The following is a 20,295-nucleotide window of genomic DNA, read 5'->3' as shown; positions in this document are numbered from 1 at the left end:
GCGCCGGGCCGCCTGAGGCGGCCCGGTCCCCGAGAACCCCTGGATGTCGAGGCGGGACATGGCGGAACGCGCGAGCGGAACTTCACCGGGCTTGCCGTCGGGAACGTCGCGGCCGACGGCGGCGCGGCGGCACGTCCCGGCAGGGTCGGGGAGGGCGTTTGTGCCTTGCCGCGCGCCTCGCACAATGGGCTGTGCGCCCGATTCCCGGGCGCCGTCCAAGGACAGGACCGACCCGGCCCGGCCTCCGCGCACAATCCCGGTGCGAGGCCGTGCCGTGCGCCTCGACCGGACGCCCGCGCGCCTGGGGCACCGTCCGGCCATGCATCCCGACCCCGACTTCCCGCTTTCCCCCGCCGACGTCCGCCCGATGCGGGCGGACGTGCACGAACTCGCGCGGGCGCGGCAGGCCATCTCCGCCCTTGCCCATCCCGACACGCGGCCCATCGTCGACACGGCCATGGGCACCCTGCATGCGGCGCTTTCCGGGGGCGGTCTCCAGGTCTCCAAGATCCCCGGGCTGCAGAGCGCCATCCGCAAACACGTCAGGCAGGCCTGGATGGACGGCATCGTCGCCCCCCTAGCCCGGTCGCGCCATCCGGCCGACCGCGCCGTGCTCGACGCGATCCCGAAGGATTTCGCCCTGAGGGCCCACGCCGAGGTGCTGGCCGCCCTGGAACGGATCGCCCGTTGGGTCCCCGAGGATGCCGACGGCACGCGGGCGCACCTCGGGCGGGCCTTCGAGTACCTGCGGATGCTGCCGCTCATCCTACAGGCCCTCGCCGATCTCGAAGGCCTCGCGCCGGGCGCCACACGAACGGGCCGCCCCGCATCCGGACCCGGTTCGTCGGCCCTCGCCGACGCCGCCGCACTGGTCCAGCGCCGGCTCAAGGCGGCGCTGTCGCCGGGCCTTCCATCCTTGATCGGCGACCTGGCCGACCTGGTTCACCGCGGCCCCGCGGCCGCGGCCGACGTCCCCGCGCTGCGCTGGACGGCCGCCGCGCTCCTCGCGCCGCCCGCGCGCGGCACACGGACATCGGACTGGGGCGGTCCGCAATGGCGCCGGAGCCTCGCCGGCGCGCTCTCCCGCGACCTGATCGACGAGGCGCTCGCGCCGGCCGCAGTACGACTGCTGCGCCGGCATGCCGGCCTGGAGATCGGGGACGCCCGCTATGCCCGGGGCGAGAGACACGGAGGCCGGCTGGACCTCGCCCTGTCCCGCGCCGGCGTCAGGCTGCTCCTGGCGGTCCGCTTCGACGTCGCCGCCGGGCGGTTCGAGCAATCATCCGCGGTCGTCTCGTCGGACGGCGCGCCGACGACGCTCGCGCCCGAAGACGCCGATGCGCTCCTCGATGCGTCCATCCCCGACGAGCTCAACACGCCCGCACATCGCGCGATGCGTCGCCTCTCGCGGCTGGACGGCGCATCACTCCTCCCCATGCATGTCAACGGGACCGGCGAGCTCCAGGTCGCTCCTGAGGCGGTTCGGACGCAGGATGCCGGGTTGCTGGAGGAGCTTGTCCGCACCGCCGACGAGGAGGGAAGCGCCGTGAGGTTCGACCCGGTCCGCGACCTCGTGCTGGCGTCCGGCCTGGTCGAGATCGGCTTCGAGTGGCACGACGGGCCGGCCGGTCGGTGCCTGATCCGCGCCCCGGCCCAACCCACCGGTCGGCCAGGCCCGTGACGACCAGGTCCGGGACGGCCGGGTCGCCGGCCGGATCGGGGGCCCTGTCGACGGCAATGCCGCTCGGCCAATGCGAGGGTCGCGCTACCCGCCGACCCGCGGGGGCCAGCTCGATGAAATGCGGCATACGCCTTCGTCTCGGCGCCGATGCTGATCAGAATACGGAGACCGACATTTGTTACGGCGGCCTGTGCTCGAATGAATGCTTCGTCGATTTGAAGATCCACGAACGCGGACGTCGCGTTTGCGGGTGTCCTAGGGTACGTCGACGGCCGCCCGCCGTTGGAGACAAGCGACACTCGGCCGGAGGATGACCCGGGGACGGGACGGACAAGGTTGGCCGGGGGCGCGACCCGGTTTTATTCAGCCACTCAACCGGGTCGACCGGGTCAGCTTCCGTTTACCACGTCCGGTGGACCTGGGCGAAAGAACTTGCGGCTGGGCGGGCACCCGGTCTATGGTCCGATCATCAGGTCGCGGAGCTCCTCCGGACCTGGATGCGGACCTGGACCTGGTCGGGGGTGCCGAATGGATGTGATCACCCAGATGTGCCAGGAGCGCGACCGGGCCCGGCAAGCCGCCGCGGACAGGACGCGGCAGCTTCAGGAGCTCATGTTGGAACACGTGAGCGCCATCGCGGCGGAGACCGCCAAGGCGGCCCGCCTCGACCAGATGATCGCGACCCTGCAGCAAGGGGCGGCATACGCCCCGGAACCGGCCCAGGCGGCCGACCAGGCCGAGACGAAAGCGGAGGCCCGGCCGGCGCCGGACGACGAGCCGGTACCGGACGAGGCCGAACGGATGCCGGCGCCGAAAGTCTCCGGCCTGGTCGCCCAGGTCATCGTCGACGCTCTCGCGAAGGCTGGCGCCAAGGGGTTGTCGGGGACTGAAGTCAACGACGCGGTCCGGGACGCCGGCTACACGCTCGATGCCTCGGAGAAAAATAAGACCCGTCTTAAGAATAAAAACCTCGTTTACCATGATCGGAAGGCACAACATTGGTATCTGAAAGATCCAACGAAGGCCTGAGCGTCATAAGATCAGTCTAGATCCAACAACTCATCAATTATCGAGGAGAATTTCGATGCGCAACCGATATCGCGCAGCCCTCCGCGCGCGCTCCCGCGACCCTCCGGGCCAGGCAGTGATCGTCGAGGCAAAATAAAAGCGCACGGCCCGATCCGGGCCGCACGCTTTGAGCTTGCCCGCTACGCAGCCGAAAGGCTGTAGCGGGTAAGGTCCGGCACGCCGGACGAGAGCTTGAGCCCTCTCGACCACGTCACCGCCGGACCTCGTGATCACGACCGCCGCATACCAAACCGGCCAACCACCGGGACAAGGCCGACATTCGAGACCGATGACGTATGCCAGCTCTCGCCTGCGAAAGCAAGCGGGCTGCGCTCCGCCTCCTCGGGATCCGCCGGCCCAAGCCGGCCGCGCCCGGACCGTCCCCGCGACGGATCCGGACCGGCCCCGCGCGACCCCATCCGAGGAGAGCACCATGAACGAGCCGTACCGCGTCGAGACCCTCACGGCCGACTTCCAGCCGCCCCTCGCCCCCCTGATCGACCGGGCCTTCGATGCCTGGGACGGGGACGTCGCCGCGCTGCTCGGCGTCCCGCGGGGGACGTTCGAGCCGGAGACCGAGGCCAGCGAGCCCACCGAGTTCTGAGCCGCCGCCGAAGCCCCGGCCTCCGGGCCGGGGTCACCGCCCATCCCACCACCAAGGCTGGCTCCGTCCGCCTTTCGAGGACCCGCGCGATCATGAAGCAGCTAGAACTCTTTCCCGCGACGACCGCCGACACCGACCGGCTCCGGGCCGAGATCCAGGCCCTCAACGAGATGACGGAGCGCGAGCGCGCCGCCGCGCTGCGCCGCCACCGTTACGTGCGGGCGGTCGAGGACCTCCCGCCAGGACGGCGGGGCGACCGCCACCTGCGGGTCGCGATCCGCGCCGTCTGCGAGCTGAGCGACGACGTCGATCCGCCCACGCCGCGCCAGGTCAGGGCATGGGAAGCGCGGCTCCGGGAGGCCGACGGCAACCCGGCCGGCCTCGCCCACCGGCGGATGGCGCGGTCGCCCCGGCAGCAGACCCACTGGGCCCCGTGGATCGGCGAGCTTGTCGACCAGGTCGTGGCCGAGGCCGACCCGCGCCGGGGCGTCACTCTGACGGCCATGGCCCGCCTCGCACAGGCGAGGTGCCTGGAAGCGTCGCATGCGCGGGGAGGCGCGGCCGCTGACGTTCCCGCTTTCCGCACCCTCGTGCGGATGGTGGGCGACCGTCTGCGTCCCCTGCAGCAGGCGTACCGGTTCCGGCACCTCTCGTGCGGGCGTCCTCTCGCCGAGGTCGTCGTCGCCCGGGAAGCCCTGCGGGTCGCCGTCCCGGAACTCGGCGCCGACCGCGTTCACCTGGTCACCGCACGCGACAGCTACAGCGGCGTGATCGTGGCGGCGGCGCTCGGCACCGCGCCGCCGGACGGGGAGGACCTGCTCGGCCTGTTCGGGGCGCAAACCGCGACGGCGGCCCCGGAGCCGCTCGGCGCCGCCCGCCTGTGCATGGGGCTGCCGGAGGTGATCGTGCTGGACCGGGATCCCGCCTTCCTCGGCGCCACGTTCCGGCATTCCGCGGCGGCGCTCGGCATCCGGCTGCACTTCGCCGCGGTCGACGATCCGGGCGCTCCCTGCCGGGTGGCGGGCCTGCAGCGCTGGCTGACGGCCCGGGGGGAGGTGGTCGAGGACGCAGGAGGCTTGATGGCGGCCGCGCACGCCTGGCTCGCCGATCTCGACGTCCGCCGCTCCGGACCGGACCGGTCGACCCCGCTGGACCGCTGGCAGGAGGGGGTCGCGCGCTATCCGATCCGGCTGTCGCCCGGGGCCACCCCCGCGATCCCGACCGGCGAGGAATCGGGTGGCGCCGACGCGGCCGAGGGACCTGACGGCCCTGACGCCCGGCGGAGGTCCTGATGCCGGCGACCCTGCGAAGCCGCCATGTCGGCAAGCCGAGCCCGTCGCGCCCGATCGTCACCGGCCGACGGGACTGCATCACGGGCGAGGTCCCATCCGGCAAGGCGGGGATGGGCTACCGCATGGTGGCCTACGAGGGCCTCCTCGCGCGGGACTTCATCCTGATCCTGGAGCAGGACGATGCCGTCCTGCGCTACCAGGAGGAGCCCGCACCCTTCCGTTGGCACGACGGCGTCCGGTGGCGCAGCTACACGGCCGACTTCGGCGTCGAGATCGACGACGGGCGGCGCCTCGCCGTCGAGGTCAAGCCGCGGAAGAGGGTGATCAGGCTGGGCTGGGACGGGATCCGGCACCGCATCGAGGCCGGCGCCAGGGCCGCCGGCTACGACGGCTTCGAGCTCTGGACCGAGGTCGAGATCGACGCGCTCCGCGTCGCGAACGCCGCGCTCGTCGCGAGCGAGCGCACCTTCATGGTCGACGAGGCGGAGCAGCACACCATGCGCGTGGTCCTCGACCGCTTCGGCGGCCGGGGTCTCGTCCGGGAACTCCGGGCGGCGTCGGGGCTCCAGGCCCGCGCCTTCCGGGCCGTCGTGGCCCTGGTCGCGCGCGGCGAGGCCGAGCTGGCCGACCCCGGCCGACCCTTCGACGACCACGCCATGATCCGCCGCCCCGCGAACCTCAGGAGTGCACCTTGAACAGGCTCGACCAGCAGTTCCGCCTTCCCATCGGCGCGGTCGTCGTCGTCGACGGCGTCCCCTACGCCTCCGTCGCCCGCGAGCGGGCGGGCCTCGCCCTGCGCAGGCTCGCGGGCGGTTCCGAGACCGTCTTGCTGAGCGACGCCGTCCTGGTGGACCTCCACCGCGGCGGGAGGGTGCGCATGGCGGGACCCGGCGCATGCGGGGGGCTGCGCTGACCATGGGCGCGTGCCAGATCCGTCTCCAAGCGGACGCGCTCGTCATCGTCGAGGGCGTCTACCACAAGGTGCTCTCGCGCGACGAGGCCGGCGTCACGCTGCGCACGCTCGGGGCGAGGCCGGTCACGGTCACGAAGACCCATGCCGAGTTGGCCGACCTCTACTTCGGCGAGCCCAGGCGGCTCCAACTGGTGGAGGACACCGCCGCCGGGCTCCCCCAAGGCGTCAGGGACAACCTCCTTCGCAACATCGACACCTTCGACGTTCGCCAGCAGGACGCGGCGCTGATGCGCCTCGACTACGTGCAGGCCTGCGACCGGTGCTTCGCCGAGCGGACCCATAGGAAGGTCCCGAAGGGCTACGCCGATATCGCGAGGCTCGTCGCGGCCGAGCGCCGGCAGCGGGCCATCGAGAACGAGGGCTCCCATCCCGACGACGTGCCGCTCGAACGGGTGAGCGGCTCCTCGCTGAAGGGTTGGTACGGGCGTTGGCGCAAGGGCGGCAAGTCCATCGTGGCGCTGATCCCGCTGGACGACCTGAAGGGACGGGCGGGTTTCCGCCTCGATCCCGAGGTCGAGATGATCATCGCGGAGCGCGTGCGCGAGGACTGGCTCACCCGGAACGGACCGCCGCTGAGCCATGTCATCGTCTTCATCCAGGGCAGGATCGAGCGCGAGAACAAGACGCGCACCGTGCCCTTCGACGTGCCCGATGGCATGACGATCCGGCGTTGGGTGAAGGCGAACGTCAGCCAGTTCGACGTGATCTACCATCGCGAGGGCCCCGCGGCGGCGGAGCAGGCCTTCCGGCACGTCAAGAAGGCCCCCCAGGCGACGCGGCCGCTCGAAATCGTCGAGGTCGACCACACGCCGCTCGACGTGCTGGTCCTGGAGGGCGACGGCACGCCGGCGCGGGACCGGCGCCGCAAGGACAAGCGCACGAGGCGGGTCTGGCTCACGGTCGCGATCTGCGCCGCGACCCGCATGATCGTGGGATTCCACCTCAGTGACGAGCGTCCCTCCTGGACTTCGGTGATGCACTGCCTGCGCATGGCGGTGCTGCCGAAGGACCTGACCGGCATCCGGGTCGACACGGCGTGGCCCGTGTTCGGCGTGCCGGAGGTCGTCAAGCTCGATAACGGGAAGGAATTCCACTCCCGGTCGATGAAGGCGGCCGCCGGACAGCTGCGGTTCGAGCTCCGCTACATGCCCCGGCGCAAGCCCCACCTGAAGGGCAAGGTCGAGCGCGCCCTCGGCACCATCGCGCGCGACTTCTGCGCCTACCTTCCCGGCCGGACCTTCCGCGACGTGCGCGAGCGCGGCGACTACGACAGCGTCGGGCAGGCCGCCCTGACCCTGGCCCAACTCGTCGAGTTCTTCACGATCTGGGTCGTCGACATCTACCACAACCGCAAGCATGGCGGGCTGCTCGGACGAACGCCCCTGCTGCGCTGGCAGGACCTGGCGGGCTACGGCACGCGCCTGCCGCCGTCGGCCGACGACCTCGACCCGCTCATCGCCCTGGTGGTCCCGCGGACCATTCAGCGGAACGGGATCACCTTCCTCGGCCTCACCTACCAGTCCGACGAACTGAAGGGCGTCCGTCGCAGGAAGGGCTTCCACTTCGGCGACGAATTCCTCGTCAAGGCCGACGCGTCCGATCTCGGCCACCTCCTCGTCCTGGTGGACGAGGAGGCCGGTTGGATCAAGGTCCCTTGCGAGGACGGGTTGGCCGACGGGACCTCCCTGGCGGAGTGGCGAGACGTGGTCCGCACGGCGCGTCGGATGACGCAGGAAGGCCAGCGCGTCGCTCGCGCGACGCTCGTCCGCGCGATGGAGCTGTTGCGCGCCGAATGCCGCAAGGCCGGCGTCAAGCCGAAGCGCCTGGCGAGCGCCGACGTCGACTGGTTCCGCGACCACGCCGACGACCCGATGTTCGAGGTCGCCTGGGACGTCGCGGACGAGGGCGCCCACGAGGAAGAGCGGCTGCGGACCCGGCGCCCGCGGAAGGCCGCGCCGCCGGCCGCGGCCGACGCGGCACCCGCGCCCCGGGTCGGGCAGGGTGGCCGCAAGACCGCGCCGCGCCCGGCCAGCGCCCCGCAGGACGCCCCGCAGGACGCCGCGCCGGCGGCCCGGCCGGCCGGTCCGAGGCCCGTCGCCGCCGAGGCCGATCCGCGGAGCGTGACGGCGGACGTCGGCGCCGAGTTCGACCCCGACGATCCCGACAACTGGACTGCCGAGTGAGGGCCATCGCATGCCGCAAAGCCAGGACGGGGAGACCTTCCGCCCCGACGTCACCATCCTTCCCGGCCCCCAGGCCGCCCCGGTCCGCCGTGAGCGGTTCGCGATCCGCTTGAGCCCGCAGGACCTCGAACGGCGGGCCTGGAAGCGACGCGTCGACACCATCCACGTCAACACCGACGTGGTGATCAAGACCGTCGCGCGCTTCGACGAGATGCTCAAGGACCTCGGCGACGATGTCGAGGGTCAGTGCCTCGTCATCCCGGCCGCTTCCGGGGCCGGGAAGTCGCATCTGCTCGCCCGGTTGCAGCTCCGCCCGGCGCTCGTGCCGTTCCGCGACGAGTTCGGCCCCGTGCGGCCGCTGGTCTACATCAAGGCGCCGAGCCCCTGCACGCTGAAGACGCTGGGTCTCGCGCTGTACCTCGCCATGACGGAGAAGGAGCTCAGCGCCAACCTGAAGGAGCACGATATCTGGACCCGGGTGCGCCACCAGATGCACGCCCAACTCGTCTCCATCATCATGATCGACGAATTCCACCATGCCTTCCGCGGACGCACCGGTGACGAGCGGCGCACCCTGGTCGAGACGCTGAAGAACCTCGTCATCCCGGATCCGGACGATCCGCTTCGGCCGCCCGGTGCGGAGTTGCGCCCCGTCTCCCTCGTGCTCTCGGGCATGCCCTGGCTCAAGAAGGTGCTGAAGGAGGATTTCCAGCTCCTCCGGCGCTGCGTCTTCAAGCCGATCAAGCCGCTGGGTCACTCGGAAGCCTGCGTGAAGAAGGCCACGAAATTCCTGTCGCTGGTCGAGGCAAGGCTCGGCTTCCCGGCCGCGTGCGGCCTGTCGGAGCACGACATGGTTCAGCGCATGCTCAAGGCTTCGAACGGCTACACCGGTCGCATGATGCACCTCGTCAAGAAGGCGGCCTTCCGCGCCATCCAGTCGGGCAAGCCGAGCATCGGGCAGGTCGACCACCTCGGCTTCGTCTTCGAGGAGATCTTCGAGCTCGGTCCGCGCAGGAACCCGTTCCTGGTGGTCGACATCTCGACCCTGCCGAAGATGAAGGAGATCGAGTTCGAGAGGCTCACGCGCCTGACGGGGACCGCCGAGGCCGGGGTCGAGACGCAAGCCGACGACGCGTAGGGGGAAACCGATGCGGCTGACCATCATCCCGCCCGTCATCGACGGGGAATCCGCCGCGGCGCACCTGCTGCGCGCCTTCGACGTCAACGGCGAGCCGTGGAGCCGCGAACGCCTCAGGACCGCGGGCCATTCCATGAGCGACATCCTGCAGGGCCGCGCCGCCGGCCCCCTCGCGGATCGGCTCGGCCGTGGCGAGGACGCGTTCCGGGGTTGGACGCCCACCGAGATCACCAAGAAAAAGGTCGTGATCGCGGACGAGGTGGTCCACCGGGACGATTGGACGACGAACGTGCGGCGGTGGTGCCCCTGCTGTTGGCAGGACGACCTTCGCAGGACGCCGTCGGGACGACACGCGCACTGGAACATCCACCGGCGCTTCTGGTGGGACGTGGCCGCCGTCGGCACCTGTCCCCTCCATCATGTCCGCCTGGAGGGGTCCTGCCCGATTTGCCGGACGGGCGTCACCTGGGAAGCCGGCTCACTGACCCGTTGCAGGAACGGCCATTCCCTTCTCGCCTGCGACGGCGCCAGGGTCCCGCCCGCGACGACGCTGGCGGACGCCTACGTGGTCGGCCGCCTCGGCGGCATGGCCCGGACCAGCGTGCCCCTCCTCGACGGCCTGACGCTCGCCGAGGCCTGCGACGCCATGGAGCGGTTCGGCGTCGCCCTGCTCGGGGGCGCCGACGGGGCCCTCTCGAAGTTTCCGGCGGAGCGCCATCCGGAGGTGTTCTCGGCCGGTCTCGCCGCCGCCCGGGACTGGCCGCACGCCTTCGACGCCCTGCTCGACGGGATGGCCAGAGCCGACCATGTCGGCCTCGGCGCCTGGGGGGCCGAACAGGTCTATGGCTACCTGTATCTCTGGGCGAAGCGGCTGCCGGCGGGAGCGAGCGGGGATGCGGTTCGGGCGGCCCTATACGCGCATCACGCCGGTCGGGGCCCGGTTCACAAGACCTCGGTGGTGATCCGGCATGCCGACGTCCCGTTGGTCAGCCTCGCCGACATCGCCGCGGAATGCGGCCGAAGGCCGGAGTTCATCGCCGGCTACGTCAAGGCCCTGGGCGCCTGGCCGCAACGGACGAGGAGGGGTACGCCCATCGGCATCGCCCGCGAGACCGCCGCCCAGATCCGGGCGATCCTCGACCGCGCGCTCCGCGCGGAGGATCTGCCGGCGGCGCTCGGGCTGGCGAAGCGCCAGACGCGGATGTTGGTCGCGGCGCGGATCGTTCCGCCCGCCGAGATCCACGCGCGCGCCGGCATCAAGGCCGACGTCTTCGACCGGGATGCCGTGGCCGCCGTGCTATCCCGGATCCGTGGTTCGGCGCCGACCGTCGGGGCCATGCCCGCCGGCCTCCTTCCGCTCGCGCGAGCCAGCCAGCACGGCAAGGTCGACGGCGTGCGCGGCACCTGCGACATGATCCTGGCCGGCCAGCTTCGGGTCAGGGCGGTCCTGCGGGACGTACCCGGCCTCGCGGGCTTCCTGGTCGACCCGGAGGACATCAGGGTCGCGCGGCGTTCGCGCGAAGGTGGGGGTCTCACCCTCGAAGAGGTCGGCCGGCGGCTCACGGTCCCGACGGACAGCGTCGGCCTGATCGTCCGGGCAGGCCTCATGGCGGGGACAGCAATGCCGTGCGGGGAGATCCTGGTGCGGGACGATGCGCTCGCGGCTTACGAGGCCGAGTACGCCACCACGGGTGCGCTCGCCAGGGAGATGGGATCCGGCGCGCGGTGGGTGCGGGAAGCCTTGGATCGGGCCGGCGTCAGGCCAGCCTTCGCGATCACGGGCCGAAAGACCACGACGGTATGGCGCCGGATGGATGTCCCGACGGACCTTCGGCGCCGCATCGCAAGGACCCACACGCCGCGACCCTAGGAGCACGCCGGGACCGCCGTGCCGCGCGAGCGCCGTCGGCGCAAAGCCATGAGCGGGGCGATGAGGATCTGCGCGGGGCGTCGACCGAGGAAGGATGTGACGTCGTCTTGGTTCGGGGACCCCGTCGCCTTCCAGGGGACGTGAACAGATCGGATCATCGCCGCGACCGTGATCGCGGCGGCGGCCCACCGGTTCGGCTGGCGCGGCCTCGCGCTCGGATCCGTCCTCGGTGCGACCGGCGTCGCGGTGCTGGCGGCGCTGGCGGCGCTGCAGGCGGCGACCTGCCGGATCGCCCGGCATTGGCTGGATCGGATCTCCGTCCTGCCGCCGCTCGGGTTCGGCCTCCAACGCGCTTATGAGATCACCGCCGGCCTGCGAGGCCGAGACGGTGCCGACGTCCACCCTCGCGGTCAGGCTTTCACCTGCCCATCGACGCCGGCGGGCTCGGTTCGCGCCTCGGGCATCGGCAGCGGCGGGGCTGGTCAGCCTCGTGGTCTGGCCCGGCGTGTCCCGGCGCAAAAAGACGGCGACCGCGACCGCCGGAAACGGATCGGGGCTCGCCGTCCTCGTCCGCCGGGCTTGCTGCTGCGGGATGGAGCGCATCGTCCGACGCATGCCGCCCGACGTGCCGGACGCAATCGCGGCGGTGACGGTCACCGGTCACGACGCCTTTCGATTCCGGCTCGGCTACACTGGGGTGGCTTGACGGGGCGTCCGGCTGGACGAAACCCATGTCGGGGACGATCTGACCGGGGCCGCCGTTCCGCCCGGCAGATCCTGCGATCTAGGAGCGGCTCGGGGTCCTGCCGGGCTCGGCTTCGACCTGCGCGACGGCGACCTGCCGAACGCGCCGCGGCAGTTCGCGAGCGAGGGCGGCCTTCCTGTACGGCGTCATCTTCCGCCACGCGCGTATTTCCGGGACCGTGCGGCCGCAACCGAGGCACCAGCCGGTCCGCCCATCCCACTGGCAAACCCCGATGCAGGGGTCGTCCTTCCTCATGCTAGGGCCTCCCCGCCACGCGACGCATCGGTCGCTGGACACAGATAGGGTACCCCCCTATGTATTGCGAGGACGAGGACGCCATTCATGGCTCACACGATCAAGGACAGGACCAAGCTGCTGGCGCGGGTGCGCCGGATCAAGGGACAGGCGGAGGCGGTCGAGCGGGCCCTGGAGGCCGAGCACGGCTGCGCCGACGTGCTGATGCTGGTCGCCTCGATGCGCGGGGCCATCAACGGGCTGACCGCCGAGCTGATGGAAGACCACATCCGCCACCACGTCGTGAACCCGGACGCCGAGCCGGACGCCGAGCGCGCCCGGGGCGCCGCCGAGCTGATCGAGGTGGTGCGGACCTACCTCAAATGACGAGAGCCGCCCCATGACCCCGTTCGCCGACCTGCTGCAGCAGGGGACCGCGCATGCCTGGCTGTTCGTGCCGAGCGCCATCCTGCTCGGCGCCCTGCACGGCCTGGAGCCCGGCCATTCGAAGACGATGATGGCCGCCTTCATCATCGCGGTCCGGGGCACGGTCACGCAGGCGGTCCTGCTCGGGCTGGCGGCGACGCTCTCGCACACCGCGGTCGTCTGGGTGATCGCGCTGGGCGGACAGTATCTCGGCCAGGAATGGGGTGGCGACACGGCCGAGCCGTATTTCCAGCTGGCGTCGGCGGTGCTCATCGTCGGCATCGCGCTCTGGATGGCGTGGCGGACCTGGCGCGAGCAGCACCACGGTCACCATCATCACCATGGCGAGCACCGGCACGTCGTGACCGGCGACGGCCGGTTGACGCTGGAGGTGTACGAGGACGGCGTGCCGCCGCGCTGGCGCCTCCGGGCCGGGACGGGTCCGCTGCCCGCGCCGGGTGCGGTCACCGTCGAGACGGTCCGTCCGGACGGCGGGCGGCAGACGTTCGCCTTCGCCGATGGGGGCGACTTCCTGGAGAGCCTGGAGGAGATCCCCGAGCCGCACGCCTTCACGGCGCGACTGCGCCTTGACGGGCCCGCGGGTGCGGAAACCCACGAGGTCGCGTTCGAGGAGCAGGATCACGACCACGGTCACATGAACCTGGGCGACGAGGACGACGCCCATGCCCGAGCGCATGCGGAGGACATCCGGCGGCGCTTCGCCGGGCGTCAGGTGACGACGGGACAGATCGTGCTGTTCGGGCTGACCGGCGGCCTGATCCCGTGCCCGGCCGCCATCACGGTCCTGCTCCTGTGCATCCAGCTCAAGCAGTTCAGCCTCGGCTTCGCGCTGGTCGTCTGCTTCAGCATCGGCCTCGCGGTCACGATGGTCTCGGCCGGGGTGCTGGCCGCCCTCAGCGTCAAGCACGTCGCGTCGCGGTGGTCCGGGTTCGGTGCCTTCGCCCGTCGGGCGCCCTACGCCTCGGCAGCCCTGATCGTGCTCGTCGGCCTCTACACCGGCTGGCTTGGCTGGCAGGGCATCCATCCCGACCCCGCGGCGCACGCGGTCGGGATCGACCCATCGATCAGCCCATCGTAAGCGCGGTCCCGGCGGGCTTGGTCGCCCCGCCGGTCCTCGCCGCGAAAGCCCACAGCCGTCGAAGCGCCGGTGCATCGGCGGATGTGGCCGAGATGGACGCGGCTGCCCGCTCGGAGCGAACCGGTCGAGCCTCCTGACGCGTGGGGCAAGTCGACGGACTGACCGGGCTGCCACTGCGAAGACCCGCATGGCGGGGTTCCGGCGGCGCATAGCCCCGCACCTTCGCCATTCGGTTAGAGCCGCGGCGCGTGGCATCCACGGCCTCGGGACCGAAGCGCCCGACGAACATCCGGGTCGGTTCATCCCGGCCGGGCCGCGGGCCAGCGTTGGTGCAGGTCGTCGATGACGAAGGCGTGGGCATGCCGGCGCGTCCCGACGCCGTCCAGGTGCGGATGGCCAAATTCGAGGCCGGGGTGCGCGTGCTCGACGACGTCCGGGTCCGAGGCCGGCCAGAGCGCCGCCGCCGCGGCGACGGCGACCAAGGTCAGCGCGCCCAGCACCGCCAGCGTGACCGGCATGCCCGCCTTCGCGCCGAGCCAGCCGGCAAGTGGATAGGTCAAGAGCCAGGCGACGTGCGAGAGCGCGAACTGGGCGGCGAACACGGCCGGGCGGTCGCCGGGCGTCGCGGAGCGCCGGAGCAGCCGTCCGGTCGGGGTCTGCGCGGCGGAGTACCCGATCCCGAGCGCCAGCCAGGCGGCCAGCAGCATAGGCCAGCCGATGACGCCGCCCCAGGTCGTAGCGGCAAAGCCGAGCAGCACGACGCCGAGGAACGCCGCCGCCGGGAGCATGACCGTGCGGTCGGGCAGCCGGTCGAGCACCCGCGGCAGCAGCAGAGCCGCCAGCATCGAGCCGCCCCCGAACAGCCCGAGCGCCACCGCGACGTCGTTCTGGGGCCGTTGCAGGAGGGCCTGCACGATCACCACCGTGTTGACGATGACCATGGAGCCGGCCGCCGCCACCGCGAGGTTCAGGGCGAGAAGCCCGCGCAGCCGCGGCGTGGCGAGGTAGATCCGCAGCCCCCGCATGGTGCGCTCGTACACCCCCGCTTGGCGCTCGGGCGGCGTCGGGGACGGGAGCGCCACCGAGACGACCAGGGCGGCCGAACACAGGAATCCGACGACCGTGCCGCCGAACAGCCAGTGGAAGTCGATGACCGTCAGCAGCAAGGCGGCCAGTGTCGGACTGAGCAGGTTCTCCAGGTCGTAGGCGAGGCGCGAGAGCGACAGCGCCCGGGTGTAGTCACGCTCGTCCGGGAGGATGTCCGGGATGGTCGCCTGGAAGGTCGGCGTGAAGGCCGCCGAGCAGGCTTGCAGCACGAACACCAGTAGGTAGACCTGCCAGACCTGGTCGACGAAGGGCAGGATCAGGGCGACGCCGGCCCGGACGAGGTCGGTCGCAACCAGGAAAGCGCGGCGGGGCAACTGCCCGGTGAAGGCGTTCGCGATGGGCGCCACCAGCACGTAGGCCACCATCTTGATGGCGAGCGCCGTGCCCAGCACCGCCCCGGCCTCTGCCCCGGCCAACCGGTAGGCGAGCAGGCCGAGGGCCACCGTCAGCAGGCCGGTGCCGACCAGGGCGATGACCTGCGCGGCGAACAGGTGCCGGTAGGTGCGGTTCGCGAGGACGCTCAGCAACGGGGCCTTCACAGGTACTTGGCCAGCGCCTTGAACTCGGCCAGCGCCGCTTTGGCGGACTTGCCGCCGTCCGCGACGCCGTCGCCGATGCAGTGCTCCATGTGGTCCTCGATCAGCGTGCGCTTCGCGTTGGCGATGGCGCTCTCGACCGCCTGCAACTGCTGGGCGAGGTCCACGCAGGGGCGGCCCTCCTCGATCATCGCGATGACGCCGGCGAGATGGCCGTGGGCGCGCCTCAGCCGCTTGATGATCTCCGGGTGGGAGGCGTGAACGTGATCCATGTTGACATGCTATCCCCCCGGAGGGGATAAGGGAAGGGTGTTCGACGCGCCGGGATGGACGGCGCTCGCCGGGAAGAGGGTGTCGGGTGTCATTTGGACGGCGTCTCATGACGGTGGCCGTCGCGTTGCTCCTGGCGGGCGTGACGGTGATGCCGTTGCTCGCCGAGGCCCGGCACGCGGCCTCCGGTCCCGTCGCGCTCGCCATGCCGCCGGTGGCGGGACAGGACCACGCCAAGGCCCACCAGGATGCCGATGACCTGGTCCACCACGCGCAATCGCACGCGCAGGGCGTGATGCCCGTCGCCGCCAAGGCTCCCGCGAGCGTGGCCACGTCGGCGGCGCGGTCGTTCGCCCGCCTGGACGACGTCTTCCGAGCCGGGGGCGGGGCGCAGGGACCGTTCGAGCCTCCGAGGGCCTGAGGCTTTCCGCCACTTCCCATCCTCGAACGACGGCGCCGTGCGCGTGCGGCCGCCCGTCCATGGCACCGACATGTCCAGACGTCTCATCCCCGTTCTGCTGGCCCTCGCTGGCGGCGTCCTGATCGCGACCTGGTGGCCCGGCGCTCCCGATGCGGTCCGCACCATGCTGGCGGGCGCCAGGGGGGCCGCCGCGCCTGCCAAGCCCGAACCGCACGCGGCGGCCGGTCCGGAGCCGGAGAGATCCGGCCTCGTCAAGCTGACGGACGACCAAGTCGGCAAAGCCGGCATCCGCACGGACGGGGTCGGTGGCGGGAACCTCTCGCGCCACCTGCACGTGCCGGGCACCATCGTCCCGAACGCCAACCTGACCGCCCGCATCGCGGTGAAGACCACCGGCACGGTGGTGGAGCTGCGCAAGGGGCTCGGCGACAAGGTCGCCAAGGGCGAGGTCGTGGCGCTCCTCGACAGCCGCGAGATCGCCGACGCCAAGGGAGAATACTTGGCGGCACGCGTGTCGGCCGCCCTGCAGAAGACGCTCTACGAGCGCGACAAGGAGCTCTGGGACAGGCGCATCTCGTCCGAGCAGCAGTACCTGCGCTCGCAGGCGAGCTACCAGGACCTGAAGGTCAAGGAGGACGCGGCCCGCCGCAAGCTGACCTTCCTCGGCCTCAGCCAAGCCGAGATCCAGGCGTTGCCGAACCAGCCGGAGGCGCAGTTCGAGCGCCAGGAGATCCGCTCGCCGCTCGGTGGCAAGGTCGTGGAGCGGCGCGTCGACCTCGGGGCGGCCGTCGGCCGGGACAACCTGGAGACCGAGCTCTACAGCGTCGTAGACCTGTCGACGGTCTGGGTCGATCTCGCGGTGAGCCCCGGCGACCTGCCGCTGGTCCGCGAGGGCCAGGCGGTGGCCGTGCGGGCCGAGGCGACCGGCGAGGCCGCGCGCGGTCGCATCGTCATCATCGTGCCCGTCCTCGACCAGGCCACGCGCGCGGCGCGGGTCGTCGCGGAACTGGCCAACCCGGACGAGACCTGGCGGCCCGGGTCTTTCGTGGGTGCCGAGATCGTGATCTCCGACAAGCCGGTGCGGGTGCTCATCCCGGCCTCGGCCATCCAGACCTTGGAGGGCAGACCGAACGTCTTCGTGCGGGTGGCCGCGGGCTTCGAGGCTAGGCCGGTGAAGCTCGGGCGGTCGGACGACGCCGCCGTGGAGGTGACGGAGGGGCTGGAGCCCGGCGAGGCCGTGGCGGTGGCCAACACCTTCACGCTGAAGTCCGAGCTCGGCAAGGCCGCGGCGGAGGACTGAACCGTGATCCGCCCGATCCTCGCCTTCTCCGTCGCCAACCGCTACGCGGTCATCCTGGTGACGCTCATCGCCACCGCCTTCGGGGCCTGGTCGCTCGCGCGGCTGCCAATCGACGCGGTGCCGGACGTCACCAACAACCAGGTCCAGGTCAACGCCATCGCGCCGGCGCTGACGCCGGTCGAGATCGAGAAGCAGGTCACGGTCCTGGTCGAGCGGGCGCTCGCCGGCACGCCGGGCCTGGAGAGCTTGCGCTCCTTCTCGCGCAACGGCTTCGCCCAGCTCACGGCCGTGTTCAGCGACAAGGTCGACGTCTACTTCGCCAGGCAACAGGTGAACGAGCGCCTGGGCGAGGTGCGCAACACCCTGCCACCCGGGGTCGAGGTCAGGCTCGGGCCGATCTCGACCGGCCTCGGCGAGATTTACTGGTGGGCGGTCGAGTACCAGGCCGCCGGCGACGGCGCCCCGGTCCGCGATGGCCTGCCGGGCTGGCAGTCGGACGGCAGCTACCTGACGCCCGAGGGCGAGCGGCTGAGGTCCGACTTCGAGCGCACGGTCTACCTGCGCACGGTCCAGGATTGGATCATCCGGCCACAGATGAAGAGCGTGCCGGGCGTGGCCGGTGCCGATGCCATCGGCGGCTTCGTCAAGGAGTACCAGGTCAAGCCCGACCCGATGAAGCTCGTCGGCTACGGCCTGGGCTTCGCCGACCTGACCCGGGCCATCGGAGCCAACAACGTGACCCGAGGCGCCAACTACGTCGAGCGCAACGGCGAGGGCTATGTCGTCCGGGCCGGAGGGCTGATCGAGAACGTCGACCAGATCCGCGATGTCGTCGTGGCGACCCGGGCCGGGATACCGATCCTGGTGAGGGACGTCGCCGAGGTCGGGATCGGCCGCGAGCTCCGGACCGGCTCGGCCAGCGAGAACGGCCGCGAGGTCGTGCTGGGCACCGCCCTCATGCTCATCGGCGAGAACAGCCGAACCGTCTCGGCGGCCGCGGACGCCAAGATCAAGGAGATCAACAAGCTTCTCCCGCCGGGCATCCAGGCCCGGACGCTGCTCAGCCGGACCGACCTCGTCGACGCCACGATCCGGACGGTGTCCAGGAACCTGGCCGAGGGTGCGCTGCTGGTCGTCGCGGTGCTGTTCCTGGCGCTCGGCAACATCCGGGCGGCGATCATCACGGCCCTGGTCATCCCCGTCGCCATGATGCTGACGGCGACCGGCATGCTTGCGGGCCGCATCAGCGCCAACCTGATGAGCCTCGGCGCGCTCGACTTCGGGCTCATCGTCGACGGCGCGGTCATCATCGCCGAGAACAGCCTGCGCCACCTGGCCGAGCGCCAGCACGCGCTGGGACGGACGCTGAGCCTCGACGAGCGGCTGGAGACCGTGCGCGTCTCGGCCGAGGAGATGATCAAGCCGAGCGTCTACGGGCAGGCCATCATCATCCTGGTCTACGTGCCGCTGCTGACGTTCACCGGCGTGGAGGGCAAGACCTTCGCACCCATGGCGCTGACGGTGCTGATCGCGCTCGTGGCGGCCTTCGTGCTGTCCCTGACCTTCGTCCCGGCGATGGTCGCGACCTTCATCACCGGGCGGGTCGGCGAGGGCGACAACCTGCTGATCCGAGGACTGAAGGCGGCCTATCGACCGGTGCTGGGCGGGGCGGTCCGGACGCCCTTGGCTTTCATAGGCGGCGCGGTGGTCGTCCTCGGGCTGGCCGGGGCCCTGGCGACGCGGCTCGGCCAGGAGTTCACCCCGACGCTCGACGAGAAGAACATCGTCATGGAGGCGCGGCGCATCCCCTCGACGGCTATCTCGCAGTCGCAGGCCATGCAGCTCGGCGTCGAGGACGCCATGAGCAAGTTCCCGGAGGTGGCCTTCGTCTACTCGCGCTGCGGCACGCCCGACATCGCCGCCGACCCGATGCCGCCGAACGCCTGTGACACCTACCTGATCCTGAGGCCCCAAGCGGAGTGGCCGGACCCGTCCGAGGCGAAGGAATCGTTGATCGCCCGCATGGACGCCGAGGCGAAGCTGATCCCGGGCACGCTGCTCGGGTTCTCGCAGCCCATCCAGATGCGCTTCAACGAGCTGATCGCGGGCGTTCGCGACGACCTCGCGGTGAAGGTGTTCGGCGAGGAGTTCGGCCCGATGGTCGACGGCGCCCGCAAGATCGCCGGCATCCTGCGCAGCCTGGAGGGCGCCGCCGACGTGAAGGTCGAGGAGGCGGTCGGGCTGCCGTTCCTGGAGATCAAGGTCGACCGGCGCGAGATCGCCCGGCGCGGCTTGAGCATGGCGGACGTGCAGGACGTCATCGGCACGGCGGTCGGCGGCAAGGACGCCGGGCTGGTGTTCGAGGGCGACCGTCGCTTCGCCATCGTGGTCCGGTTGGCCGACGACGCCCGGGGCGACGTCGAGGCGTTGAGGAACCTGCCGGTGCCGCTACCGCCCTCGCAGGCCGCGCCCGCGCGGACGGGCACCGGGGTCCCGACCGCTCCCGGGCCGGCCGGCGGTACGAGCGTGCCGCTGCGGCAGCTCGCCTCGTTCGCCTTGGGCGAGGGGCCGAACCAGGTGAGCCGCGAGAACGGCCGCCGCCGCGTCGTGGTCACCGCGAACGTGCGCGGGCGCGACATCGGCTCGCTGGTGGCCGAGGCGCAGGCGCGCATCGCCGCCGAGGTGCGGCTGCCGCCCGGTTACGAGGTGAAGTGGGGCGGGCAGTTCGAGAACCTGACGGCCGCTCGCCAGCGCTTGGCGGCGGTCGTGCCGGCCTGCTTCGCGCTGATCTTCCTCCTGCTCCTCGGGGCGCTAGGGTCCGGGCGCGACGCGCTGATCGTGTTCAGCGCCGTGCCGATGGCCCTGACCGGCGGCGTTGCGGCCCTGTGGCTGCGCGACATGCCCTTCTCGGTCTCGGCCGCGGTCGGGTTCATCGCGCTCTCGGGCGTCGCGGTCCTGAACGGCTTGGTGCTGCTGAACCACATCCGCGCGCTCGTGGCGGAGGGGACGGCGATTCCGGATGCCGTCCGCGAGGGCGCCCTGACCCGGCTGCGGCCGGTGGCTATGACGGCCTTGGTCGCCGCCCTGGGCTTCGTGCCGATGGCTTTGGCGACGGGCACAGGTGCGGAGGTGCAGCGGCCGCTGGCGACCGTCGTCATCGGCGGCTTGGCCAGCGCGACCGTCCTGACGCTGCTGGTCCTTCCGGCGCTCTACGTCCGGTTCGGCAAGGCCAAGGCGTCCCTCCCGTCCGCTCCACGAGGCCATGTCGTGGCGTGGGCCGACCCACGAACACCTTAGCCGGACGGCCCCGCGAGCGGTCGGATCGGGGCGTCCGCATCGCGGCGGGAC

17 protein-coding genes are annotated in these 20,295 nt (G+C 71.5%); 14 read left to right on the top strand and 3 right to left on the bottom strand.

Going from position 1 to position 20,295, the window contains the following annotated elements; genetic code table 11:
* The first annotated feature begins 274 nt into the window (after positions 1-274).
* The 9 genes from A3862_RS00395 to A3862_RS00360 all read left to right on the top strand — a co-directional run bounded on the left by A3862_RS00395 (position 275) and on the right by A3862_RS00360 (position 10,809).
* Complete coding sequence (locus A3862_RS00395) at positions 275-1,681, top strand: hypothetical protein (protein ID WP_111473126.1); 1,407 nt, start codon at positions 275-277, stop codon at positions 1,679-1,681.
* Positions 1,682-2,209: 528 nt separating this feature from the next.
* Positions 2,210-2,710 carry a hypothetical protein gene (locus A3862_RS00390; RefSeq protein WP_050735132.1) on the top strand — a complete coding sequence of 167 codons (501 nt, stop codon included), beginning with the start codon at positions 2,210-2,212 and terminating at the stop codon, positions 2,708-2,710.
* A 472-nt stretch (positions 2,711-3,182) separates the two neighbouring features.
* Positions 3,183-3,353, top strand: a complete 171-nt coding sequence (locus A3862_RS31315; RefSeq protein WP_160320619.1) for a hypothetical protein — start codon at positions 3,183-3,185, stop codon at positions 3,351-3,353.
* Between the two features lie 92 nt (positions 3,354-3,445).
* Positions 3,446-4,645, top strand: coding sequence for a hypothetical protein (locus A3862_RS00385; protein WP_050735133.1), 1,200 nt, complete (start codon positions 3,446-3,448; stop codon positions 4,643-4,645).
* The gene (locus tag A3862_RS00380; protein ID WP_050735134.1) at positions 4,645-5,340 is read left to right on the top strand and encodes a TnsA endonuclease N-terminal domain-containing protein; all 696 of its coding nucleotides are present in this window, start codon (positions 4,645-4,647) and stop codon (positions 5,338-5,340) included. Before A3862_RS00385 ends, A3862_RS00380 begins: the two co-directional genes overlap by 1 nt.
* Positions 5,337-5,558 (top strand): hypothetical protein, encoded by a 222-nt coding sequence (locus A3862_RS00375; protein WP_050735135.1) that lies wholly within the window; start codon positions 5,337-5,339, stop codon positions 5,556-5,558. Before A3862_RS00380 ends, A3862_RS00375 begins: the two co-directional genes overlap by 4 nt.
* Positions 5,540-7,801 carry a DDE-type integrase/transposase/recombinase gene (locus A3862_RS00370; RefSeq protein ID WP_050735136.1) on the top strand — a complete coding sequence of 754 codons (2,262 nt, stop codon included), beginning with the start codon at positions 5,540-5,542 and terminating at the stop codon, positions 7,799-7,801. The genes A3862_RS00375 and A3862_RS00370 overlap by 19 nt, the downstream gene beginning before the upstream one ends.
* Before the next feature lie 10 nt (positions 7,802-7,811).
* Positions 7,812-8,939 carry an ATP-binding protein gene (locus tag A3862_RS00365; RefSeq protein WP_050735137.1) on the top strand — a complete coding sequence of 376 codons (1,128 nt, stop codon included), beginning with the start codon at positions 7,812-7,814 and terminating at the stop codon, positions 8,937-8,939.
* A 10-nt stretch (positions 8,940-8,949) separates the two neighbouring features.
* Complete coding sequence (locus tag A3862_RS00360; protein WP_050735138.1) at positions 8,950-10,809, top strand: TniQ family protein; 1,860 nt, start codon at positions 8,950-8,952, stop codon at positions 10,807-10,809.
* A gap of 784 nt (positions 10,810-11,593) precedes the next feature.
* Here the strand turns inward: A3862_RS00360 and A3862_RS00355 are convergent.
* Positions 11,594-11,809: a DUF1289 domain-containing protein gene (locus tag A3862_RS00355; protein WP_050735139.1), complete on the bottom strand. Its 216-nt coding sequence runs from the start codon at positions 11,807-11,809 to the stop codon at positions 11,594-11,596.
* Positions 11,810-11,896: 87 nt separating this feature from the next.
* On the opposite strand from A3862_RS00355, the gene A3862_RS00350 reads away from it, so the two are divergent.
* The gene (locus A3862_RS00350) at positions 11,897-12,175 is read left to right on the top strand and encodes a metal/formaldehyde-sensitive transcriptional repressor (RefSeq protein WP_050735140.1); all 279 of its coding nucleotides are present in this window, start codon (positions 11,897-11,899) and stop codon (positions 12,173-12,175) included.
* Positions 12,176-12,188: 13 nt separating this feature from the next.
* Positions 12,189-13,313 (top strand): nickel/cobalt efflux transporter, encoded by a 1,125-nt coding sequence (locus A3862_RS00345; protein ID WP_050735141.1) that lies wholly within the window; start codon positions 12,189-12,191, stop codon positions 13,311-13,313.
* Between the two features lie 299 nt (positions 13,314-13,612).
* Here A3862_RS00345 and A3862_RS00340 read toward each other — a convergent pair whose 3' ends face one another.
* Together A3862_RS00340 and A3862_RS00335 are read right to left on the bottom strand one after the other, a co-directional pair.
* Positions 13,613-14,947, bottom strand: a complete 1,335-nt coding sequence (locus tag A3862_RS00340) for an MFS transporter (RefSeq protein ID WP_050735160.1) — start codon at positions 14,945-14,947, stop codon at positions 13,613-13,615.
* A gap of 8 nt (positions 14,948-14,955) precedes the next feature.
* Complete coding sequence (locus tag A3862_RS00335) at positions 14,956-15,228, bottom strand: metal-sensing transcriptional repressor (RefSeq protein ID WP_050735142.1); 273 nt, start codon at positions 15,226-15,228, stop codon at positions 14,956-14,958.
* A gap of 107 nt (positions 15,229-15,335) precedes the next feature.
* On the opposite strand from A3862_RS00335, the gene A3862_RS00330 reads away from it, so the two are divergent.
* The 3 genes from A3862_RS00330 to A3862_RS00320 all read left to right on the top strand — a co-directional run bounded on the left by A3862_RS00330 (position 15,336) and on the right by A3862_RS00320 (position 20,244).
* Positions 15,336-15,647 carry a hypothetical protein gene (locus tag A3862_RS00330; protein WP_050735143.1) on the top strand — a complete coding sequence of 104 codons (312 nt, stop codon included), beginning with the start codon at positions 15,336-15,338 and terminating at the stop codon, positions 15,645-15,647.
* Positions 15,648-15,717: 70 nt separating this feature from the next.
* On the top strand, positions 15,718-16,947 hold the full coding sequence (locus A3862_RS00325; protein WP_050735161.1) for an efflux RND transporter periplasmic adaptor subunit: 1,230 nt from the start codon (positions 15,718-15,720) through the stop codon (positions 16,945-16,947).
* Between the two features lie 3 nt (positions 16,948-16,950).
* Positions 16,951-20,244 carry an efflux RND transporter permease subunit gene (locus A3862_RS00320; RefSeq protein ID WP_111473125.1) on the top strand — a complete coding sequence of 1,098 codons (3,294 nt, stop codon included), beginning with the start codon at positions 16,951-16,953 and terminating at the stop codon, positions 20,242-20,244.
* The last annotated feature ends 51 nt before the right edge of the window (positions 20,245-20,295 follow it).

The sequence above is a fragment of the Methylobacterium sp. XJLW genome, from assembly GCF_003254375.1.
Classification (GTDB): Bacteria; Pseudomonadota; Alphaproteobacteria; order Rhizobiales; family Beijerinckiaceae; genus Methylobacterium; species Methylobacterium fujisawaense.
This window is presented reverse-complemented; position numbering and strand designations above follow the sequence as displayed.

Coding starts and splice junctions, on each gene's coding strand:
- A3862_RS00390 (WP_050735132.1), top strand. CDS start 2,210: ATGGATGTGATCACCCAGATGTGCCAGGAGCGCGACCGGGCCCGGCAA.
- A3862_RS31315 (WP_160320619.1), top strand. CDS start 3,183: ATGAACGAGCCGTACCGCGTCGAGACCCTCACGGCCGACTTCCAGCCG.
- A3862_RS00385 (WP_050735133.1), top strand. CDS start 3,446: ATGAAGCAGCTAGAACTCTTTCCCGCGACGACCGCCGACACCGACCGG.
- A3862_RS00380 (WP_050735134.1), top strand. CDS start 4,645: ATGCCGGCGACCCTGCGAAGCCGCCATGTCGGCAAGCCGAGCCCGTCG.
- A3862_RS00370 (WP_050735136.1), top strand. CDS start 5,540: ATGCGGGGGGCTGCGCTGACCATGGGCGCGTGCCAGATCCGTCTCCAA.
- A3862_RS00365 (WP_050735137.1), top strand. CDS start 7,812: ATGCCGCAAAGCCAGGACGGGGAGACCTTCCGCCCCGACGTCACCATC.
- A3862_RS00360 (WP_050735138.1), top strand. CDS start 8,950: ATGCGGCTGACCATCATCCCGCCCGTCATCGACGGGGAATCCGCCGCG.
- A3862_RS00355 (WP_050735139.1), bottom strand. CDS start 11,809: ATGAGGAAGGACGACCCCTGCATCGGGGTTTGCCAGTGGGATGGGCGG.
- A3862_RS00350 (WP_050735140.1), top strand. CDS start 11,897: ATGGCTCACACGATCAAGGACAGGACCAAGCTGCTGGCGCGGGTGCGC.
- A3862_RS00345 (WP_050735141.1), top strand. CDS start 12,189: ATGACCCCGTTCGCCGACCTGCTGCAGCAGGGGACCGCGCATGCCTGG.
- A3862_RS00335 (WP_050735142.1), bottom strand. CDS start 15,228: ATGGATCACGTTCACGCCTCCCACCCGGAGATCATCAAGCGGCTGAGG.
- A3862_RS00330 (WP_050735143.1), top strand. CDS start 15,336: ATGACGGTGGCCGTCGCGTTGCTCCTGGCGGGCGTGACGGTGATGCCG.
- A3862_RS00325 (WP_050735161.1), top strand. CDS start 15,718: ATGTCCAGACGTCTCATCCCCGTTCTGCTGGCCCTCGCTGGCGGCGTC.